Annotated in this window: 16 protein-coding genes; 1 reads left to right on the top strand and 15 read right to left on the bottom strand. The window is 62.7% G+C overall.

All coding sequences use genetic code 11. From position 1 onward, the window contains the following. Window positions 1-7: 7 nt before the first annotated feature. The 15 genes from AADW18_RS07570 to AADW18_RS07640 form a co-directional block, all read right to left on the bottom strand. Window positions 8-649: an OmpA family protein gene (locus tag AADW18_RS07570; RefSeq protein ID WP_337342774.1), complete on the bottom strand. Its 642-nt coding sequence runs from the start codon at window positions 647-649 to the stop codon at window positions 8-10. Further along, window positions 646-2,742, bottom strand: coding sequence for a DUF802 domain-containing protein (locus tag AADW18_RS07575; RefSeq protein WP_337342775.1), 2,097 nt, complete (start codon window positions 2,740-2,742; stop codon window positions 646-648). Before AADW18_RS07575 ends, AADW18_RS07570 begins: the two co-directional genes overlap by 4 nt. Before the next feature lie 9 nt (window positions 2,743-2,751). Beyond that, window positions 2,752-3,495 carry a DUF3348 domain-containing protein gene (locus AADW18_RS07580; RefSeq protein ID WP_337342776.1) on the bottom strand — a complete coding sequence of 248 codons (744 nt, stop codon included), beginning with the start codon at window positions 3,493-3,495 and terminating at the stop codon, window positions 2,752-2,754. Window positions 3,496-3,754: 259 nt separating this feature from the next. Then, window positions 3,755-4,117, bottom strand: a complete 363-nt coding sequence (locus AADW18_RS07585; protein ID WP_337342777.1) for a PilZ domain-containing protein — start codon at window positions 4,115-4,117, stop codon at window positions 3,755-3,757. Between the two features lie 30 nt (window positions 4,118-4,147). After that, window positions 4,148-5,125, bottom strand: a complete 978-nt coding sequence (locus AADW18_RS07590) for a DNA polymerase III subunit delta' (RefSeq protein WP_337342778.1) — start codon at window positions 5,123-5,125, stop codon at window positions 4,148-4,150. Then, the gene (tmk, locus tag AADW18_RS07595) at window positions 5,122-5,769 is read right to left on the bottom strand and encodes a dTMP kinase (RefSeq protein ID WP_337342779.1); all 648 of its coding nucleotides are present in this window, start codon (window positions 5,767-5,769) and stop codon (window positions 5,122-5,124) included. Before tmk ends, AADW18_RS07590 begins: the two co-directional genes overlap by 4 nt. Continuing rightward, on the bottom strand, window positions 5,766-6,833 hold the full coding sequence (gene mltG / locus AADW18_RS07600) for an endolytic transglycosylase MltG (protein WP_337342780.1): 1,068 nt from the start codon (window positions 6,831-6,833) through the stop codon (window positions 5,766-5,768). The genes tmk and mltG overlap by 4 nt, the downstream gene beginning before the upstream one ends. A 116-nt stretch (window positions 6,834-6,949) precedes the next feature. Then, window positions 6,950-8,317 carry an aminodeoxychorismate synthase component I gene (locus AADW18_RS07605; protein WP_337342781.1) on the bottom strand — a complete coding sequence of 456 codons (1,368 nt, stop codon included), beginning with the start codon at window positions 8,315-8,317 and terminating at the stop codon, window positions 6,950-6,952. A 113-nt stretch (window positions 8,318-8,430) separates the two neighbouring features. After that, window positions 8,431-9,669 (bottom strand): beta-ketoacyl-ACP synthase II, encoded by a 1,239-nt coding sequence (gene fabF / locus AADW18_RS07610; protein WP_337342782.1) that lies wholly within the window; start codon window positions 9,667-9,669, stop codon window positions 8,431-8,433. Between the two features lie 103 nt (window positions 9,670-9,772). After that, complete coding sequence (acpP, locus tag AADW18_RS07615; protein WP_014161144.1) at window positions 9,773-10,012, bottom strand: acyl carrier protein; 240 nt, start codon at window positions 10,010-10,012, stop codon at window positions 9,773-9,775. Between the two features lie 116 nt (window positions 10,013-10,128). After that, on the bottom strand, window positions 10,129-10,872 hold the full coding sequence (gene fabG / locus AADW18_RS07620; RefSeq protein ID WP_337342783.1) for a 3-oxoacyl-ACP reductase FabG: 744 nt from the start codon (window positions 10,870-10,872) through the stop codon (window positions 10,129-10,131). Window positions 10,873-10,914: 42 nt separating this feature from the next. After that, window positions 10,915-11,865: an ACP S-malonyltransferase gene (gene fabD / locus AADW18_RS07625; RefSeq protein WP_337343291.1), complete on the bottom strand. Its 951-nt coding sequence runs from the start codon at window positions 11,863-11,865 to the stop codon at window positions 10,915-10,917. 273 nt (window positions 11,866-12,138) lie between these two features. After that, complete coding sequence (locus AADW18_RS07630) at window positions 12,139-13,134, bottom strand: beta-ketoacyl-ACP synthase III (RefSeq protein ID WP_337342784.1); 996 nt, start codon at window positions 13,132-13,134, stop codon at window positions 12,139-12,141. Window positions 13,135-13,218: 84 nt separating this feature from the next. Next, on the bottom strand, window positions 13,219-13,413 hold the full coding sequence (gene rpmF, locus AADW18_RS07635; RefSeq protein WP_337342785.1) for a 50S ribosomal protein L32: 195 nt from the start codon (window positions 13,411-13,413) through the stop codon (window positions 13,219-13,221). A 65-nt stretch (window positions 13,414-13,478) separates the two neighbouring features. Then, entirely contained in the window at window positions 13,479-13,985 is a 507-nt protein-coding gene (locus AADW18_RS07640; RefSeq protein WP_337342786.1) for a YceD family protein, read from the bottom strand. A gap of 118 nt (window positions 13,986-14,103) precedes the next feature. On the opposite strand from AADW18_RS07640, the gene AADW18_RS07645 reads away from it, so the two are divergent. Continuing rightward, window positions 14,104-14,673, top strand: a complete 570-nt coding sequence (locus tag AADW18_RS07645; protein WP_337342787.1) for a Maf family nucleotide pyrophosphatase — start codon at window positions 14,104-14,106, stop codon at window positions 14,671-14,673. The last annotated feature ends 150 nt before the right edge of the window (window positions 14,674-14,823 follow it).

Raw genomic sequence — 14,823 nt, forward strand, 5'->3', positions numbered from 1 at the left:
TCACCGCTCATGGGCCCGTCAGCGCCTTCTGCGGCTTTGGAATGGGCGCGATCTCGACCCGTCGATTCCTGGCCCGCCCTTCGTCGTTGGCGTTCGAGCTCACCGGCTGCTCGGAGCCGAACGCCGCCGCGAATATAGACGAGGACGGAACGCCTTCGGCTATCAACGTGCGGGTTACGGTCAACGCGCGCTCGGCCGACAGCTCCCAGTTGTCGGCGAATTGCTGGTTGCCATCCAGTACCGGCCGGTCATCGGTAAAGCCGCTCACCATCAGGACTTCGTTGCGCGACTTCAGGTATTCGGAAAGCGGACCGGCCAGGCTCTTCAACACGTCCCGTCCTTCAGGCTGCAGCTGATCCGAGTTCAAAGCAAACAGCACGCTGCCACGAATACCGATACGGCCATTGACAAGTGTCACCCGGCCTGCCGCCAGCGGCACCGCCAGCGCCTGCTCCAGTGTCTTACGGCGCTGTGCTTCCATCTGACGCTGCTTGACCTCTTCGTCCAGCCTGTTCGAGAGTTGCAGTTGGACACCGATGACACCTACCAGGATCAGCACGAACACGCCCAGCAGTACCGACATCAGGTCGCCGAAGGCAGTCCAGACCGGCGCCGCCGAATCTGCTTCGACCTCGATTTCGTCGCTCATGCCGTTTCGACTTCGGCAGGCACCCGCCGGCCGGCGAGCTGCTGTAATTCCTCGATGATCTGCTTCTGCGACAACATGCTCAGGTCGATAACTTCCTTGGCCTGGGCCACGTAATACGCAAGCTGTTCGTCACTGCGTGCGAGCGATGCGTCGAGTGCGGTTGAGATGTACTGCAGGCGTTCTGTCAGTGCATCGGTCGATTGGCCGAACAGCTGTACGGACATGCCGAATGCTTCGCCCAGGCTTGCGACTTCGACCGCACTGCCCGTGACTTGCGCGGCGACGGTCTCGAGCTTTCCGGTTTCACCTTCGATGTGGTTCGCGAACCGGGAACCGACACGATCCATCAGATCCGCTGATGTAGTGACAAGCGCGTCGATGGCGGCGCGCTGTTCGGCGGACGCTTGATTCACGGTAACCAGGAGGGTTTCCAGCGTTTCCAGCAAGCGGCTGCGTTCCTCCAGCATGGTGGTATCGCGCGACATGCTGTCGGAGAGTTTCTGACGTATCTCAGCGACGACTTCGGCCGCCGCCTTGGGGGCTTCCGAAGCGACTTGCGCGAGGCGGGATATCTCGCCGATTGTTTCGCTGGCATGCGCCTGGGCCTGCGCCGAGATGTCATGCGCGGTCCGGGCGAGCGTGTCGCAGATTTCCTGCTGCCGGTTCGCGACGAGTTCGCCAACTCGTTGCCAATTCCTGTTCAGTTCCGCGGTCATCGAACCGAACGTATCGGTCCACGCAGCCAGGCGGGTCTGATCCCGAGATTCCAGCAGCGACTGCAAGTCCGCATGCGATTTCTGCATGATGCCGACCAGAGAGGTCGCGCGTTCTTCGAAGGTCGCCACGGCCGCAGTCAGCGTTTGCTGGTTGCGGGTCGTCAGATTCTCGTTGGCAGCTTCCTGTCGCGACAGCGCATTGTTCCAAGCACCCGCTGCGTTACTCGCCGCAACGTCCAAACGTGCCGAAATGGCTTCCAGCAGGCCAGTCGAACGTTGTTCGAAGGTATCGGCGAAGTGTTCCAATGATTGACGCATATCCTGGGTCAGTGCTTCGTTCAATCGCCGTTGCTCTGCCAATGCCACATCCCAGGTCTCGGCCGCAGTGGTAGTGGCCTTCTGGAAGCCAGCCGATAGTCCATCCAGCTGCCGCTGTACAGCTTGTGTGACGGTGTCATGCATCGAGACCGTGCCACGTGCAACGCTGGTCATCGTAGCTTCGATAACCGGCTGCAGCGCCGCACCGAAAGCCTGCGCATTTTCCGCGACTCCCGCCTTCAGCGACTGCTCCACCGAAGAGGCGAGTCGCACGTAGGTGGCCTCGGTTTGGGCGTGAAAATCCGCTTGACTGGTCAATAGCCGCTCGCTTGTGGCGTCGGTCTGTCGTTCGATGGCTGCCATCATGGATTGCAGCCGATCGATCAATGCCGGCATTAACTCCGACTGTCGCTGTTGAAGTTTGAATGCCTCTTCGCGCTGGTACGCTCGCGAGTAGGCATGCAACGTGGTGGCGATTTCCAGGTCCAGTACCTGCACGGCCTCAAGCCTTTCGCGCCTGCATAGCGCGGAAAGCAAGCCGAGCATCGCCGAGGTGGCGACGCCTGCGATCGATGTGCCGAACGCGAATGCCAGCCCTTTGACCGGTGAGGCAAGAGACCCGCGAATGGCTTCCAGATCGGTCGCGCTTTCCAGTGCCAGTCCAGTGCCATTGAGGGTTGCCATCATGCCCAGGAGCGTGCCCAGCATACCCAGCAACACCAACAAGCCGACCAGATAGGGCGTCAAGCCCGGAGCGGGCAAAGCGACGCGTTCGCCTTCGATGCGCAGCCGCACGGCATTGCGCAGGCTGGGATGCAAACGGGCAAGCCAGTCGCGCAAATTGGGCTGTGCCGAGGCCGCCTCCGCAGCAGCATTCGTCAATGTAAAGGTAGCCTGCCGATAACGATGCAGTTCAAGCACGCCGGCCAAGTAGCAGATGCCGATCATCACCGTGACGATTGTCGCCAGTGGATTCGAACCAATGTAGCCCGCACCGATCCAGCACACCGCGATCAGACCCACGAGAAATACAACGAAACTAAGAATATTTTTGAACATGACTTCCGGTTATCGGGTGCGAAGCGCTGCAAGCAGGCCTTCGATCGGTTGAAAACGAACATCCAGTTCGGCGAGCAGCACGCTCTGCATATCCTTGCGGAACACGCGTAGCCATTCGCCAGGCCTTATCGCCGCCTGGGCGCGTTCGGAGGGTGGTGTTTCGGCCATCGGCGCTTGCCCGGCTTGTTGCAAACGGTCGAAGTGTTCCCCGAGCAGCTTGGGCACGGCGGCCAACAGCGACTGCTCGCGCGGGCTCAGCGTCAGTTCCATGGCGGCATCCACTTCCGCGAGCCGCGCCATGTCGGCTGACTTCTGCGCGAGCATGTCTCGGAGCCGGCCCCGCAATCGGCCGGTGGCTGCCAGCATCGCTCGTTGCATGGCGAGATATCGCTGATGGAAGAACGCGTAATCGACGACAACATCCGCGCAATCTTCCGCGACGTTGCCAAGTTCACTGCCTCGGCGCCTTTCGGAAGGCAACGCAAGATCGCTGGCGATGGCGTCCGACAACAAGACGCGAGCACGGGCAACTTCATCCTCTACTGCGCTGTCGAAACTGGGCGCGTCGGCAGCCGCAGGCATCGCGCCATCGAGCGCCCTGGACAGGGCGACGGCGCGAGTCCAGTCGATCCACTGGCCCAGTCGGTCCGACAGCACATGATGAGATTGCGGTACGTCAACGTCTGTGAGGCGAGCAAGTAGGCGAATGAACACCGGGCTCGAGACGGGCGTCCGTGGAGGAGCTTTCGCCATTCTTCTGGGTTAAAACGCTATATTTTACACTCGAACGGGCTTGAGAAGCCGATGGCTATTGGCTGCGAACTCAGGTAGAGCGGAGCTCGCTCCGCCGCTTTGGCGGATATCTGGAAAGAAGCCGAGACCCGGCCCCCTAGGTGAGGAGCACTCCTGCGTGATGCGTGTCGGCAAACCGGCGCAGGTGAATCGGGATTTGGAAACGTCCAGGTCGCGACTTGCGTCGCTTCTACACCTGCAAGAGCTAAGCTGCCGAGCGTTACATCGTGTGCGTGGGCTTGTCGGCGTTCAGCGTGCCAGCCAGCAGCGTCTCGATCTTGTTCTTCACGGCTTCGCCTTCGCTGGTATCGGCAAATTGCACACCGATACCCGCCACGCGATTGCCCTGCGCGCCGACCGGCGTCACCCATACCACCTTGCCTGCGACGGGCAGGCGCTCACTGGAATCCGGCAACGTCAATAGCAAGAAGACTTCATCGCCCAGGAAATAACGCTTGGGCGTCGGCACGAAGATGCCGCCGTTCTTCATATACGGCATATAGGCGTTGTAGAGCGCGGTCTTGTCTTTGACTGCCAGCGACAAGATGCCCTGGCGACCGCTTGCTCCGGCTGTTGCGTTCATGGCCCCGTTCTCCTAATTAGTCGCGCCGTGTCAGTTACGCGCCGTATTGGCGGCACGTGCGCGGTCCCCACCGGCCCAGGCCAACAACAAGTCCACCATGGCCAGATCGCCGCGTACCGTGGTCCGCAGCAGATCGCGGGTACGGTTGGCGGCATCGAACCAGGAGGCCAGCTTGTTCAATCGCGCGGCATCGGTCAAGCCTGCCGTGGCGGCTTGCGCCAGTACCAGATCGGCGGCGTGGCGCAGCCGGGCATCGGCCAATTCATCGTTGGCCCACCGCTGCGCGGTTTCCACCACAGCGATCTGGCCTTTTTCCAGCTTGATCAGATCGTCGGCCACCGCCTTGCGCAAGGCCAGCCCGTCTTCGCGCAGCCATTCGTCGGCCAGCCCAGGATGGCCGCGTGCTGCGTCCAGTGCCTCGATAGCTGATTTTTCTGAATAGCCCTGCCCTTGTAGCCAGGCCAGCGACTCCTCGCGCGGCGGCAGGCGGAACTCCAGCCTTTGGCAGCGACTGCGGATTGTCGCCGGCAGCCGCGCCGGCTGTGCGCTGATCAGCCACAGGTAACGGCCCGGAGCAGGCTCTTCCAAGGTCTTCAGCAAGGCGTTGCAGGCCGAGCGATTGATGGCGTCCGCGGGGTCGATGATGGCGACTTGCGCGGTGCCGTACTGCGGCGTCAGCGACAGCTTCTGCGATAGCTCGCGGATCTGATCGATGACGATCTCGGTGCGCAGCTTGCTGCCGTCCTTGGTGGGGCCGAACGACACCACGTGCAGATCGGGGTGTGTACCTGCATCAATCAACTGGCCGCTGCGGTCGTTGGGTATGGGCTCGCCGTCAGCGCCTCGCTGCTGGCTGAGGATGCGCCGTGCCAGTCGTTCCGCCACCGCCCGTTTACCCAAACCGGCGGGACCGCAGATCAGCAGGCCATGGCCCATCCGGCCGCCGTCCAATGAGGCGGCGGCATGCGTGTAGAGGCGTTGCTGCCAAGGGCTGAGCGGACCACTCACGGGTTGTCCTCCAACCAGTCCGACAATGCGGTGGTGACCGCCGCTGCGACCTGCGTCGGCGATCGGCCGGCATCTATGACCCGGAAGCGCTGCGGTTCGGCAGCGGCGCGCTTACGGAAACCGGCCCGCACACGCTCAAAGAAATCATCCTGCTCGCTCTCGATCCGATCCGGCCATAGATCTCGGCCGGCGGTGCGGGCGCGGCCTTCGCGCACGTCCAGGTCCAGCAGCAGCGTCAGGCCGGGCTTCAGCCCAACCGCGCGCCGTTCCAGCGCAGCGATCCAGTCGGCATCCAACCCACGTCCCTCGCCCTGATAGGCGTAACTGGAATCGGTGAAGCGATCGCTGACCACGAAGGCACCCCGCTGCAGCGCCGGACGCACTACTTGCCGGACATGCTGCGCGCGGGCGGCAAACACCAGCAGCAGCTCGGCTTCCGGCACCAACGTCTCGTCCTGCGGATTCAGCAGCAATTCGCGGATGCGTTCGGCCAGCGGCGTGCCGCCCGGCTCGCGGGTCAGCACAACCTCCTGCGCGCGCGTGGAGAGCAACTCGCGGATCGCGGCGATGGCGCTGGTCTTGCCGGCGCCTTCGCCACCTTCCAGAGTGATGAAACGGGGATGGCTCAACAGTGCTTCGGTCATTGCGCAGCCGCCTTGTCCAGCGTCTGCCGGCGTGTCACCAGGTAGCGCGCGACCGCGGCGTTGTGCTCGGCCAGGGTGGCCGAAAAGATGTGCCGCCCGCTGCCATCGCCCACCGCCACGAAGAACAGCGCATTGCCGTCCTCCGGATTCACCGCCGCGTTCAACGCCGCCACGCCCGGCATGGCGATCGGCGTGGGCGGCAGGCCCTTGCGCGTGTATGTGTTGTAGGGCGTATCGGTGGTCAGATGGTGCCGGCGGATATTGCCGTCGTAACTGCTGCCGATGCCGTAGATCACGGTCGGGTCGGTCTGCAATGGCATGCCGATCTTCAGGCGACGCGCGAACACGCCGGCGATCTGCGGACGTTCCGAAGCGATGCCGGTTTCCTTCTCGATGACCGATGCCAGCACCAGGGCTTCTTCCGCCGACGCCAGCGGCACGGCAGGATCGCGCGCGGCCCAGGCCGCCGCCAGCGCTTTGTCCATGGCGGCATAGGCGCGCTGGAGCAGGTCCAGGTCGCTGTCGCGGCGCGAATACACGTAGGTTTCCGGCAGGAAGCGGCCTTCCGGATGCTGTCCCTCATGGCCCAGGGCTTTCATCAGGGCCGCGTCGTCCAGATCGGTGGTCTTGTGCTGCAAGGGTGTGGCGGCCCTGAGCGCGGCGCGTAGCTGGCGGATGTTCCAGCCTTCCACGATCGTGAAGCGGTACTGGATGATCCTGCCATCGCGCATGCGGATCAGCAGATCACGTGGCGTGGTGCCCGGTTCCAGCGCGTACTCGCCCACCTTCAATTTGCCGGCGGCGTCCAGTTCGCGCGCGAGTATCTGCCATTCCAGATTGCCGCCCTGGGCAATCCCTTTTTCGCGCAGCTTGCGCAGCACCGCGGGAAACGAATCGCCGCTGACGATCTCGACCGACTCGCCGCTCTGCAAGCCTTCCAGCGGTTGGTCGGCGAAGCCGTGGTAGTCGCGCCATAGCCACACGCCGGCGCCAATGGCAACGGCCAGCAGCAAAGCGACGGCGATGACAATGATGCGGCAACCGCTCTTGCAACCTGAAGCCACGATTTCCTCGCAGGGACGGTACTGGCCGTGCAGGATACCTGCTCGCTGTCTCAGGCTGTAGGCGGGGCTGCTGCGCGTTGGCCGGCAGGCGCGGAGTTCGCGCCCGTGGGGTGTTCCTACGGGGCCAGTGCCCGCAGCAGGCCGCGCGCCTTGGCGCGGGTTTCTTCGAGTTCTTTTTCGGGGACCGAATCGGCCACGATGCCGGCGCCGGTGCGGAATATCACCTGGCTACCCTGCCCGGCTGGGCTGGCGGCAACTTCGGCACTGCGTATCAGGATGTTCAAGTCCAGGTCGCCATCGCGATTAAGCCAACCAAATGCACCGGTATAGGCGCCACGCGGTTCGTTCTCCAGCTCGGCGATGATCTGCATGCAGCGCACCTTGGGGCAGCCGGTGATGGTGCCGCCGGGGAATGTCGCGCGGATTACCTCGCCCGGTGTCGCATCCGGCCTCAAGTGGCCACGCACGTTGCTGACGATGTGATGGACGTGAGCGTAGCTTTCCACCGTCATCAACTCGTCCACTTCCACGCTGCCAGGTACACAGACACGACCTAGATCGTTGCGCTCCAGGTCGATCAGCATGACGTGTTCGGCGCGTTCCTTGGGATGGCCGACCAGTTCGCGAATGCGCGCGGCATCATCGTCTCCGGGAAAGCGAGGCCGGGTGCCGGCGATCGGACGGGTCTCGACGACATCGCCGCGGATGGAGACCAAACGCTCCGGCGACGAACTGACCACCGCCCAGCCCGTTCCAGCGAACAGGCCCGCGAAGGGCGCTGGATTGGCATTCCGTAATCGTGCGTACAGCGCTGCAGGGTCCAGCATGTCGTCGAAGTGCGCGCGCCAGGCACGTGAAAGATTGACTTGGAAGATATCGCCGGCCGCTAGATATTCCAGGATTCGGGCGACGCCTTCGGTGAAGCGTTGCGGCTCGTCTTCTTCCACCGATCCTGGCACGCGCCAGTCCGATAACGGTGGCAGCTGCGCGGTCGCAACCAAGTCCGCGGCAATGCGTTCCAGCAGTTCGTGGTGGCCTGTCTCGGCGATGGCCACGCAATCGCCGGTACTGCGGTCGCACAGAATCGCTGCGGGGCAACGGAGCGCCAGCGCGACGGGTTGCGGTCGATCGGTAAGCGGAAGTTTCAGCACCGGTTCGACTTGCTGCGCCAACTCATAATCCAGCAACAGCGCCCAGCCACCGCGGAAGGGCCAGCGAGGCTCTTCGCGCGGTATGCGCTGCGCCTGCCAATACCTGTCGAGCACGGTCAGGAAATCGCCGTCCTGTATCCGACCCTGCAGATCACGAGTGATGCCATCGGCATGCAACCGCAGCCCGCTGCCATCGGTAGCCAGCAACAGATCCCAGCGCCCTTGCGCGGTGCCGGAGGCCACCGACTCCAGCAGTACGGGATAGCGTTCTGGCGCCAGCCGATGCAGGGCCAGGAGATCGGTGTTGGACGGCAGGGCGCGGGTTTGGATCATCGAGGCTCGTCATCCCGGCGCAGGCCGGGACCCAGTGACTTGAATGCTTGAGGCGCGAAAGGCGCTGGGTCCCGGCTTGCGCCGGGATGACGGGGCGTATTCCTAATGCCCAATCAAATCCGCTTGAACACCAGCGTGCCGTTGGTGCCGCCGAAGCCGAAGCCATTCGAGACGGCGACATCGATCTTCTTCTGGCGTGCCACATTCGGCACGTAATCCAGATCGCAGCCTTCGCCCGGCTCGTCCAGGTTGATCGTCGGCGGGATGATGCCGTGATGGATCGCCAGCACGGAAAAGATGGCTTCCGCGCCGCCTGCGGCACCCAGCAGGTGTCCGGTCATCGACTTGGTGGAACTGACCATGATCTTGTACGCGTGGTCGCCCAGCGCCCGCTTCATCGCCAACGTTTCCGCCAGATCGCCCAACGGCGTGGAAGTGCCGTGCGCGTTGAGGTACTCCACCTGCTCCGGATTCAGCCCGGCGTCCTTCAACGCGGAAGTCAGGCAGCGCGCGGGACCTTCGCCATTTTCGCTGGGCGCGGTCATGTGGTGCGCGTCCGAGCTGGAGCCGAAGCCGGCAAGTTCCGCATAGATGCGGGCTCCGCGGGCTTTGGCATGTTCGTATTCTTCCAGCACCAGGATGCCGGCACCGTCGCCCAGCACGAAGCCGTCGCGGTCTTTGTCCCACGGACGCGAGGCCTTGGTCGGCGCATCGTTGCGAGTGGACATGGCCTTCATCGAACAGAAGCCGGCCATCGAAGTCGGAGAAGAGCCCAGTTCCGCGCCACCGGCGATCATTACATCGGCATCGCCGTACTGGATGGCGCGCATGGCCACGCCGATGGAATGGTTGGACGTGGCGCAGGCCGACACTACCGAGAAGCTGGGCCCTTTGATGCCTTTCAGGATCGACAGCTGCCCCGGGAGCATGTTGATGATGGTGCTGGGCACGTAGAACGGCGATACCTTGCGCGGGCCGCCTTCGTGCAACTTGATGGTTTGTTCTTCGATGCCGTGGATGCCACCGATACCCGAGCCGATGATGGCGCCGATACGCTCGGCATTGGCTTCGGTAATTTCCAGCCCGGAATCGTCCAGCGCCATGAAGGACGCGGCGATGCCATAGTGAATGAACGGATCCATCTTTTTCGCATCTTTGGGCGATACGAAAGTGGCGGGATCGAAATCGCGGATCTCGCCGGCGATCTGCGTGGTAAAGGCGGACGCATCGAAGGAGGTGACCGGGCCGATGCCCGACCGTCCATTGACGATGCCATCCCAACTGGTGGCCAGGTCGTTGCCCAGGGGCGACACCAGACCCATACCGGTAACGACGACGCGACGCTGGCTCATAACAAACTCCTCAGACTCTCTTGCGCCCTACGCGGGCGGATGTGCGTCAAATACGCGCGGGGCCGCATACGCGGCCCCGACACGATTCTGCAGAACTACAAACTTACGCCTTGACGTGAGCCTTGACGTAGTCGATGGCCTGCTGCACCGAAGTGATCTTTTCGGCTTCTTCGTCCGGAATTTCGCATTCGAACTCTTCTTCCAGGGCCATCACCAGTTCGACGGTGTCGAGCGAATCCGCGCCGAGGTCATCGACGAACGATGCGCTGGTGGTGACTTCTTCTTCTTTGACGCCAAGTTGTTCGACGACGATTTTCTTGACGCGTTCTTCGATGCTGCTCATTGGATATCGCTCCAGACGGAGATTGGGTAAACGGGGAATAGTTTAGTGGAAAGATGGGGCGACGGGCAGATGCCCGCAACCACCGATGAATCAATTACTTACGCCATCATCCGTGATCATGGCATGTACATGCCGCCGTTCACATGCAGGGTCTCGCCAGTGATGTAGCTGGCAGCGGGACTGGCAAGGAACGCCACGGCGTGTGCGATGTCCGCCGGTTCGCCCAGGCGGCCCAGTGCGATTTGCTCGACCAGCGCCTTCTTCGAGTCTTCCGGCAGGTCCTTGGTCATGTCGGTGGCGATGAAGCCGGGCGCTACGACATTCACCGTCACGCCGCGGCTACCGATTTCCTTGGCCAGCGATTTGGAGAAGGCGATGATGCCCGCCTTCGCCGCGGCATAGTTGGCCTGACCGGCGTTGCCGGTGACGCCGACCACCGAAGCAATGTTGATGATGCGGCCCTTGCGAGCCTTCATCATGCCGCGCATTACCGCCTTGGATGTGCGGTAGACGCTGGTCAGATTGGTATCCAGGATGGCCTGCCAGTCTTCGTCCTTCATCCGCATCAGCAGATTGTCGCGGGTGATGCCGGCATTGTTGACCAGGATCGAGATCGGCCCGAATTCCTTGCCGATGGAATCGATCAGCGCTTCGACTGCCGCAGCGTCGGTGACGTTCAACATGCGGCCGTGACCACCGGCGGCTGACATTCTTTCGCCGATGGCCTGTGCGCCGCTGTCGCTCGTCGCTGTGCCGATCACGGTGGCGCCTTGCGCGGCGAGTACGTCGGCGATGGCGGCGCCGATACCGCGGCTGGCGCCGGTGACGAGCGCAATCTCACCCTTCAAAGGCTGGGTCATTCGGTTTTCCTTTTCAGTTGCTGTCGCAGTCGAATGTGACGCTCAGTGTATCCAATCAGCGGCGGCGACTTCGTAATCGTTTGGGGTGGCCAACGAACGCGCATCCAGGGATTTGTCTATGCGCTTGATCAGGCCGGTCAACACTTTGCCCGGGCCGCATTCGGCCACACGGGTCGCCCCGTTCGCCACCAATGCCTGTACGCATTCGGTCCAGCGCACTGGCAGGTAGAGCTGACGCACCAGCGCATCGCGGATGGCGTCCACGCCGTCATGCACCTGCGCATCGACGTTCTGCACTACGGGCAACGTCGGCGCACGCCAGTCCAGGCCCGCCATGACTTCAGTAAGGCGGTTGGCGGCTTCGCGCATCAGCGGCGTGTGCGATGGCACGCTCACCGCCAGCTTCACCACTTTGCGCACACCGCGCGCATTCAACAGCGCAATCGCACGGTCGACGGCTTCTGTATCACCGCCGATCACGATCTGTCCGGGCGAGTTGTAGTTCGCGGGCACCACTACTCGATCGCCTGATGCTTCCACGCAGACCTCAGCCACCAGCGCATCTTCTGCGCCCAGTACAGCGGCCATGGCACCCACGCCTTCCGGCGCGGCCTCCTGCATCAGCTGGCCGCGCAGGCGAACCAGATGCGCGCCTTCACGCAGCGACAGCGCTCCGGCAGCTACCAGAGCGGTGTACTCGCCCAGGCTATGTCCCGCCAGCATGGCGGGGCGCAGACCGTGCTGCGATGTCCACAAACGCCACACCGCGACGCCCGCGGCCAATAACGCCGGCTGCGTATATTCGGTGCGATTGAGCATCTCCTCCGGGCCACCTTGCGACAGTGCCCACAAGTCGGCACCAGCGCCATCGGAAGCTTCGGCGAACGTCTCGCGAATGCCCGGGTGAAGCTCGGCCAATTCGGCCAGCATTCCCAACGACTGGGAACCCTGCCCCGGGAAGACGAAGGCCAGTTGCGACGAAGTTGAGGACAGTTCGGTCACTCGGTTGTCCGGCGAAAAAACGAGCGTGGATGATACGGGCGAATGAGTGAGATTGTCTGTACTGCGGCGTATGCAGATCGGATGTGGAGAGCGCGTGAGGAGCTTCGCATGCGACGTAAGATATGCAATGTTTCGATAGCCAGTTCCGGCACTAAAGGCGGCTCACTGCATTGGAACAAAACACGTTCCGTTTAGCTTGATCGAATCATGGCGACTATGCCCAGCAACGACAGGGTGTAGGAGCGATCCTGGCACTGGCCTGGATCAGTAGCGGACGAGCGCGGAGCCCCAGGTGAAGCCGCCGCCGAAGGCTTCCAGCAACAACAATTGTCCACGTTGCACACGGCCGGAACGTACAGCTTCGTCCAGCGCCAGCGGCACCGAGCCAGATGACGTATTGCCGTGACGATCCACCGTGACGATGACGTTATCCATCGACATGTCCAGGCGCTTGGCCGTGGCTTCGATGATGCGCAGATTTGCCTGGTGTGGAATCAGCCAATCCAGGTCGTGCTTGTCCAGACCGTTGGCTTCCAGGGTTTCGTCAACAACCGAGTCCAGCGCCTTCACGGCGTACTTGAACACGTCGTTGCCCTTCATGTTGATGCGCGCACCGCTGTTGGGTTCTTCCGGCTTGAAGCCGGCCGAAACACCGACCGGATTCCACAGCAATTCCTTCTTGCTGCCATCGGCATGCAGATGAGTGCTGAGGACGCCCGTCTCGGTATCGGCTTTCAGTACGACGGCGCCCGCGCCATCGCCGAACAGCACGCAAGTGGTGCGCTCGGTCCAGTCGACGATACGGCTGAGCGTTTCGGTGCCGATGACCAGTGCGGTTTTGACGTCGCCGCAGCGAATGAATTTATCCGCCACGCTGAGCGCGTAGAGGAATCCGGAACACGCCGCGTTGACGTCCATGGCCGCGCAGCCGTTGGCGCCTAGGCGCGCCTGGATCAGGCAAGCGGTGGACGGAAAGATCAGGTCGGGCGTAGTGGTGCCGACCACGATCATGTCGATTTCGGAAGCGTCCACGCCGGCGGCTTCCAAAGCGCGCACAGCCGCGTGGAAGCCCAGGTCGCCGGCGGTTTCGCCGGCAGCGGCTATGTGGCGTTCACGGATGCCGGTACGGGACTGGATCCACTCGTCGCTGGTATCTACCAGCTTGGCGAGATCCTCGTTGGTCAGCACTTTTTCCGGCAGATAGCTGCCAGTGCCAGCGATACGCGCAAAAATGCGCCCCTTTGAACCCGGCTCGCTCATGCACGCCCCCGTTGTGGGCCCGCTACGGGGCCCTGAACATCATGGTTGATCGTTGCTGGCACGCCTGACGGCGCGCCGCGCGAATCAATCTTCTTCAACCGTCGAGGTCTTGGTGGCGATCACCTTCTTGCCGCGGTAGTAACCGTCGGCAGTGACGTGGTGACGCAGGTGGATCTCACCGCTGGTGGGATCGGTGGACAGCTGCTTGGCGGTCAGTGCATCGTGCGAACGACGCTGACCACGGCGGGACGGGGTGACACGGGATTTCTGCACAGCCATGGGATTGCTCCAGCTCTAAACTTGTAATGAACCTTGCGATTCGTCTTGCCAGACCGCCTGGGCGGCTAGTTCTTCTTCAGCGAGGACAGCGCCGCGAACGGGCTGGCCTTGGCCAATTCTTCTTCCTGCGCCGGCCATTCGCGTTCTACCGCTTCAGAACCGGGCGACATCGGTACCACGGGTACGGAAAGGACCAATTCGTCCTCCACCAGCTCCGCCAGGCGCAGCATGCCGTCTTCCGGCACCAGCAACGCCTCGTATTCCGGCGGCAACGCGGCCTCATCGGCTTCGTCGCGCACCAGGCCCAGTCGCTGCACGATACTGACGGGAAGCAGGAAACGCTGCAGGCTGCGCTGACAGGTCAGCGGCAACTCGGCATCGATCCGCAGCTCCACGTAAGGCACCTGCAGCGAATCGTGATCGAATTCGATCTGGAAACGCGCTTCGCCCTCGGTATCGACCAGAAGATCTCGCAGGCGCGTCATGGTAGACAACGGCAGGCGACCTTCAAAACTGCGCCGTGCCGCGACCATGCGCCAAGCATCCAACATCTCGGGCGTATTCGCGGACATAAGCCGCAGAATGTTAAGGACTGCGCGCCGAGCTGTCAAACCCGGAGGCTCTCGGAATATGTGATTGCCTGTCGGACCCCAATACCGGCAGACTTCCCCGCCCTGTCAGGCTCTCTCCATGCCCCTACTGCTCGCCTCCACCTCCCGCTACCGCCGCGAACTGTTGGAGCGCCTGCGCCTGCCTTTCCATATCGCCCGCCCGGATGTGAATGAAACCGCACTGCCTGGCGAAGCGACCGCCATTCTGACGCAACGCCTGGCACGCGCCAAGGCCGAGGCGATCGCCTCGCAGCATCCCGCGACCTGGGTGATCGGCGCGGATCAGGTCGCCGAGCTCGATGGTCAGCCGCTAGGCAAACCCGGCCACCGCGCCGGCGCCATCGCCCAGCTGACCGCCATGTCCGGTCGCCAGGTGCAGTTCCGCACCGCGGTTTGCCTACTCCGTGACGACCAGGCGTTCGAAGCGCTGGACACCACCACGGTGCGGTTCCGTGCATTGACGCCGGCGGAGATCGAACGCTACGTGGATACCGAACAGCCCTTCGACTGCGCGGGCAGCTTCAAGGCGGAAGGGCTGGGCATCGTATTGTTCGAGGCCATCGAGTCTCGTGATCCCACGGCCTTGGTCGGCCTGCCGCTGATCGCCCTCGCCGGCATGCTCCGCGAGGCGGGATTCGAATTACCGTAGCAACAAGGCCGTAGCAACGGTAGGCGATAGCGAATGGCCGCTTGAAAGCGCTTTTCGTAGAGCGGAGCTTGCTCCGCTGCTTTTCCTGCCTCGGAAACACTCAGCCGAGCAAGCTCGGCTCTACGAAAGAGCAATGACCTCTTTTTTTCT

The sequence above is a fragment of the Pseudoxanthomonas sp. CCNWLY206-1 genome (assembly GCF_039710385.1).
GTDB lineage: Bacteria > Pseudomonadota > Gammaproteobacteria > Xanthomonadales > Xanthomonadaceae > Pseudoxanthomonas_A.

Excerpts from the sequence above, each read along its gene's own strand:
- AADW18_RS07570 (WP_337342774.1), bottom strand. The coding sequence starts at position 649 with ATGAGCGACGAAATCGAGGTCGAAGCAGATTCGGCGGCGCCGGTCTGG.
- AADW18_RS07575 (WP_337342775.1), bottom strand. The coding sequence starts at position 2,742 with ATGTTCAAAAATATTCTTAGTTTCGTTGTATTTCTCGTGGGTCTGATC.
- AADW18_RS07580 (WP_337342776.1), bottom strand. The coding sequence starts at position 3,495 with ATGGCGAAAGCTCCTCCACGGACGCCCGTCTCGAGCCCGGTGTTCATT.
- AADW18_RS07585 (WP_337342777.1), bottom strand. The coding sequence starts at position 4,117 with ATGAACGCAACAGCCGGAGCAAGCGGTCGCCAGGGCATCTTGTCGCTG.
- tmk (WP_337342779.1), bottom strand. The coding sequence starts at position 5,769 with ATGACCGAAGCACTGTTGAGCCATCCCCGTTTCATCACTCTGGAAGGT.
- AADW18_RS07605 (WP_337342781.1), bottom strand. The coding sequence starts at position 8,317 with ATGATCCAAACCCGCGCCCTGCCGTCCAACACCGATCTCCTGGCCCTG.
- fabF (WP_337342782.1), bottom strand. The coding sequence starts at position 9,669 with ATGAGCCAGCGTCGCGTCGTCGTTACCGGTATGGGTCTGGTGTCGCCC.
- acpP (WP_014161144.1), bottom strand. The coding sequence starts at position 10,012 with ATGAGCAGCATCGAAGAACGCGTCAAGAAAATCGTCGTCGAACAACTT.
- fabG (WP_337342783.1), bottom strand. The coding sequence starts at position 10,872 with ATGACCCAGCCTTTGAAGGGTGAGATTGCGCTCGTCACCGGCGCCAGC.
- AADW18_RS07630 (WP_337342784.1), bottom strand. The coding sequence starts at position 13,134 with ATGAGCGAGCCGGGTTCAAAGGGGCGCATTTTTGCGCGTATCGCTGGC.
- rpmF (WP_337342785.1), bottom strand. The coding sequence starts at position 13,413 with ATGGCTGTGCAGAAATCCCGTGTCACCCCGTCCCGCCGTGGTCAGCGT.
- AADW18_RS07640 (WP_337342786.1), bottom strand. The coding sequence starts at position 13,985 with ATGTCCGCGAATACGCCCGAGATGTTGGATGCTTGGCGCATGGTCGCG.
- AADW18_RS07645 (WP_337342787.1), top strand. The coding sequence starts at position 14,104 with ATGCCCCTACTGCTCGCCTCCACCTCCCGCTACCGCCGCGAACTGTTG.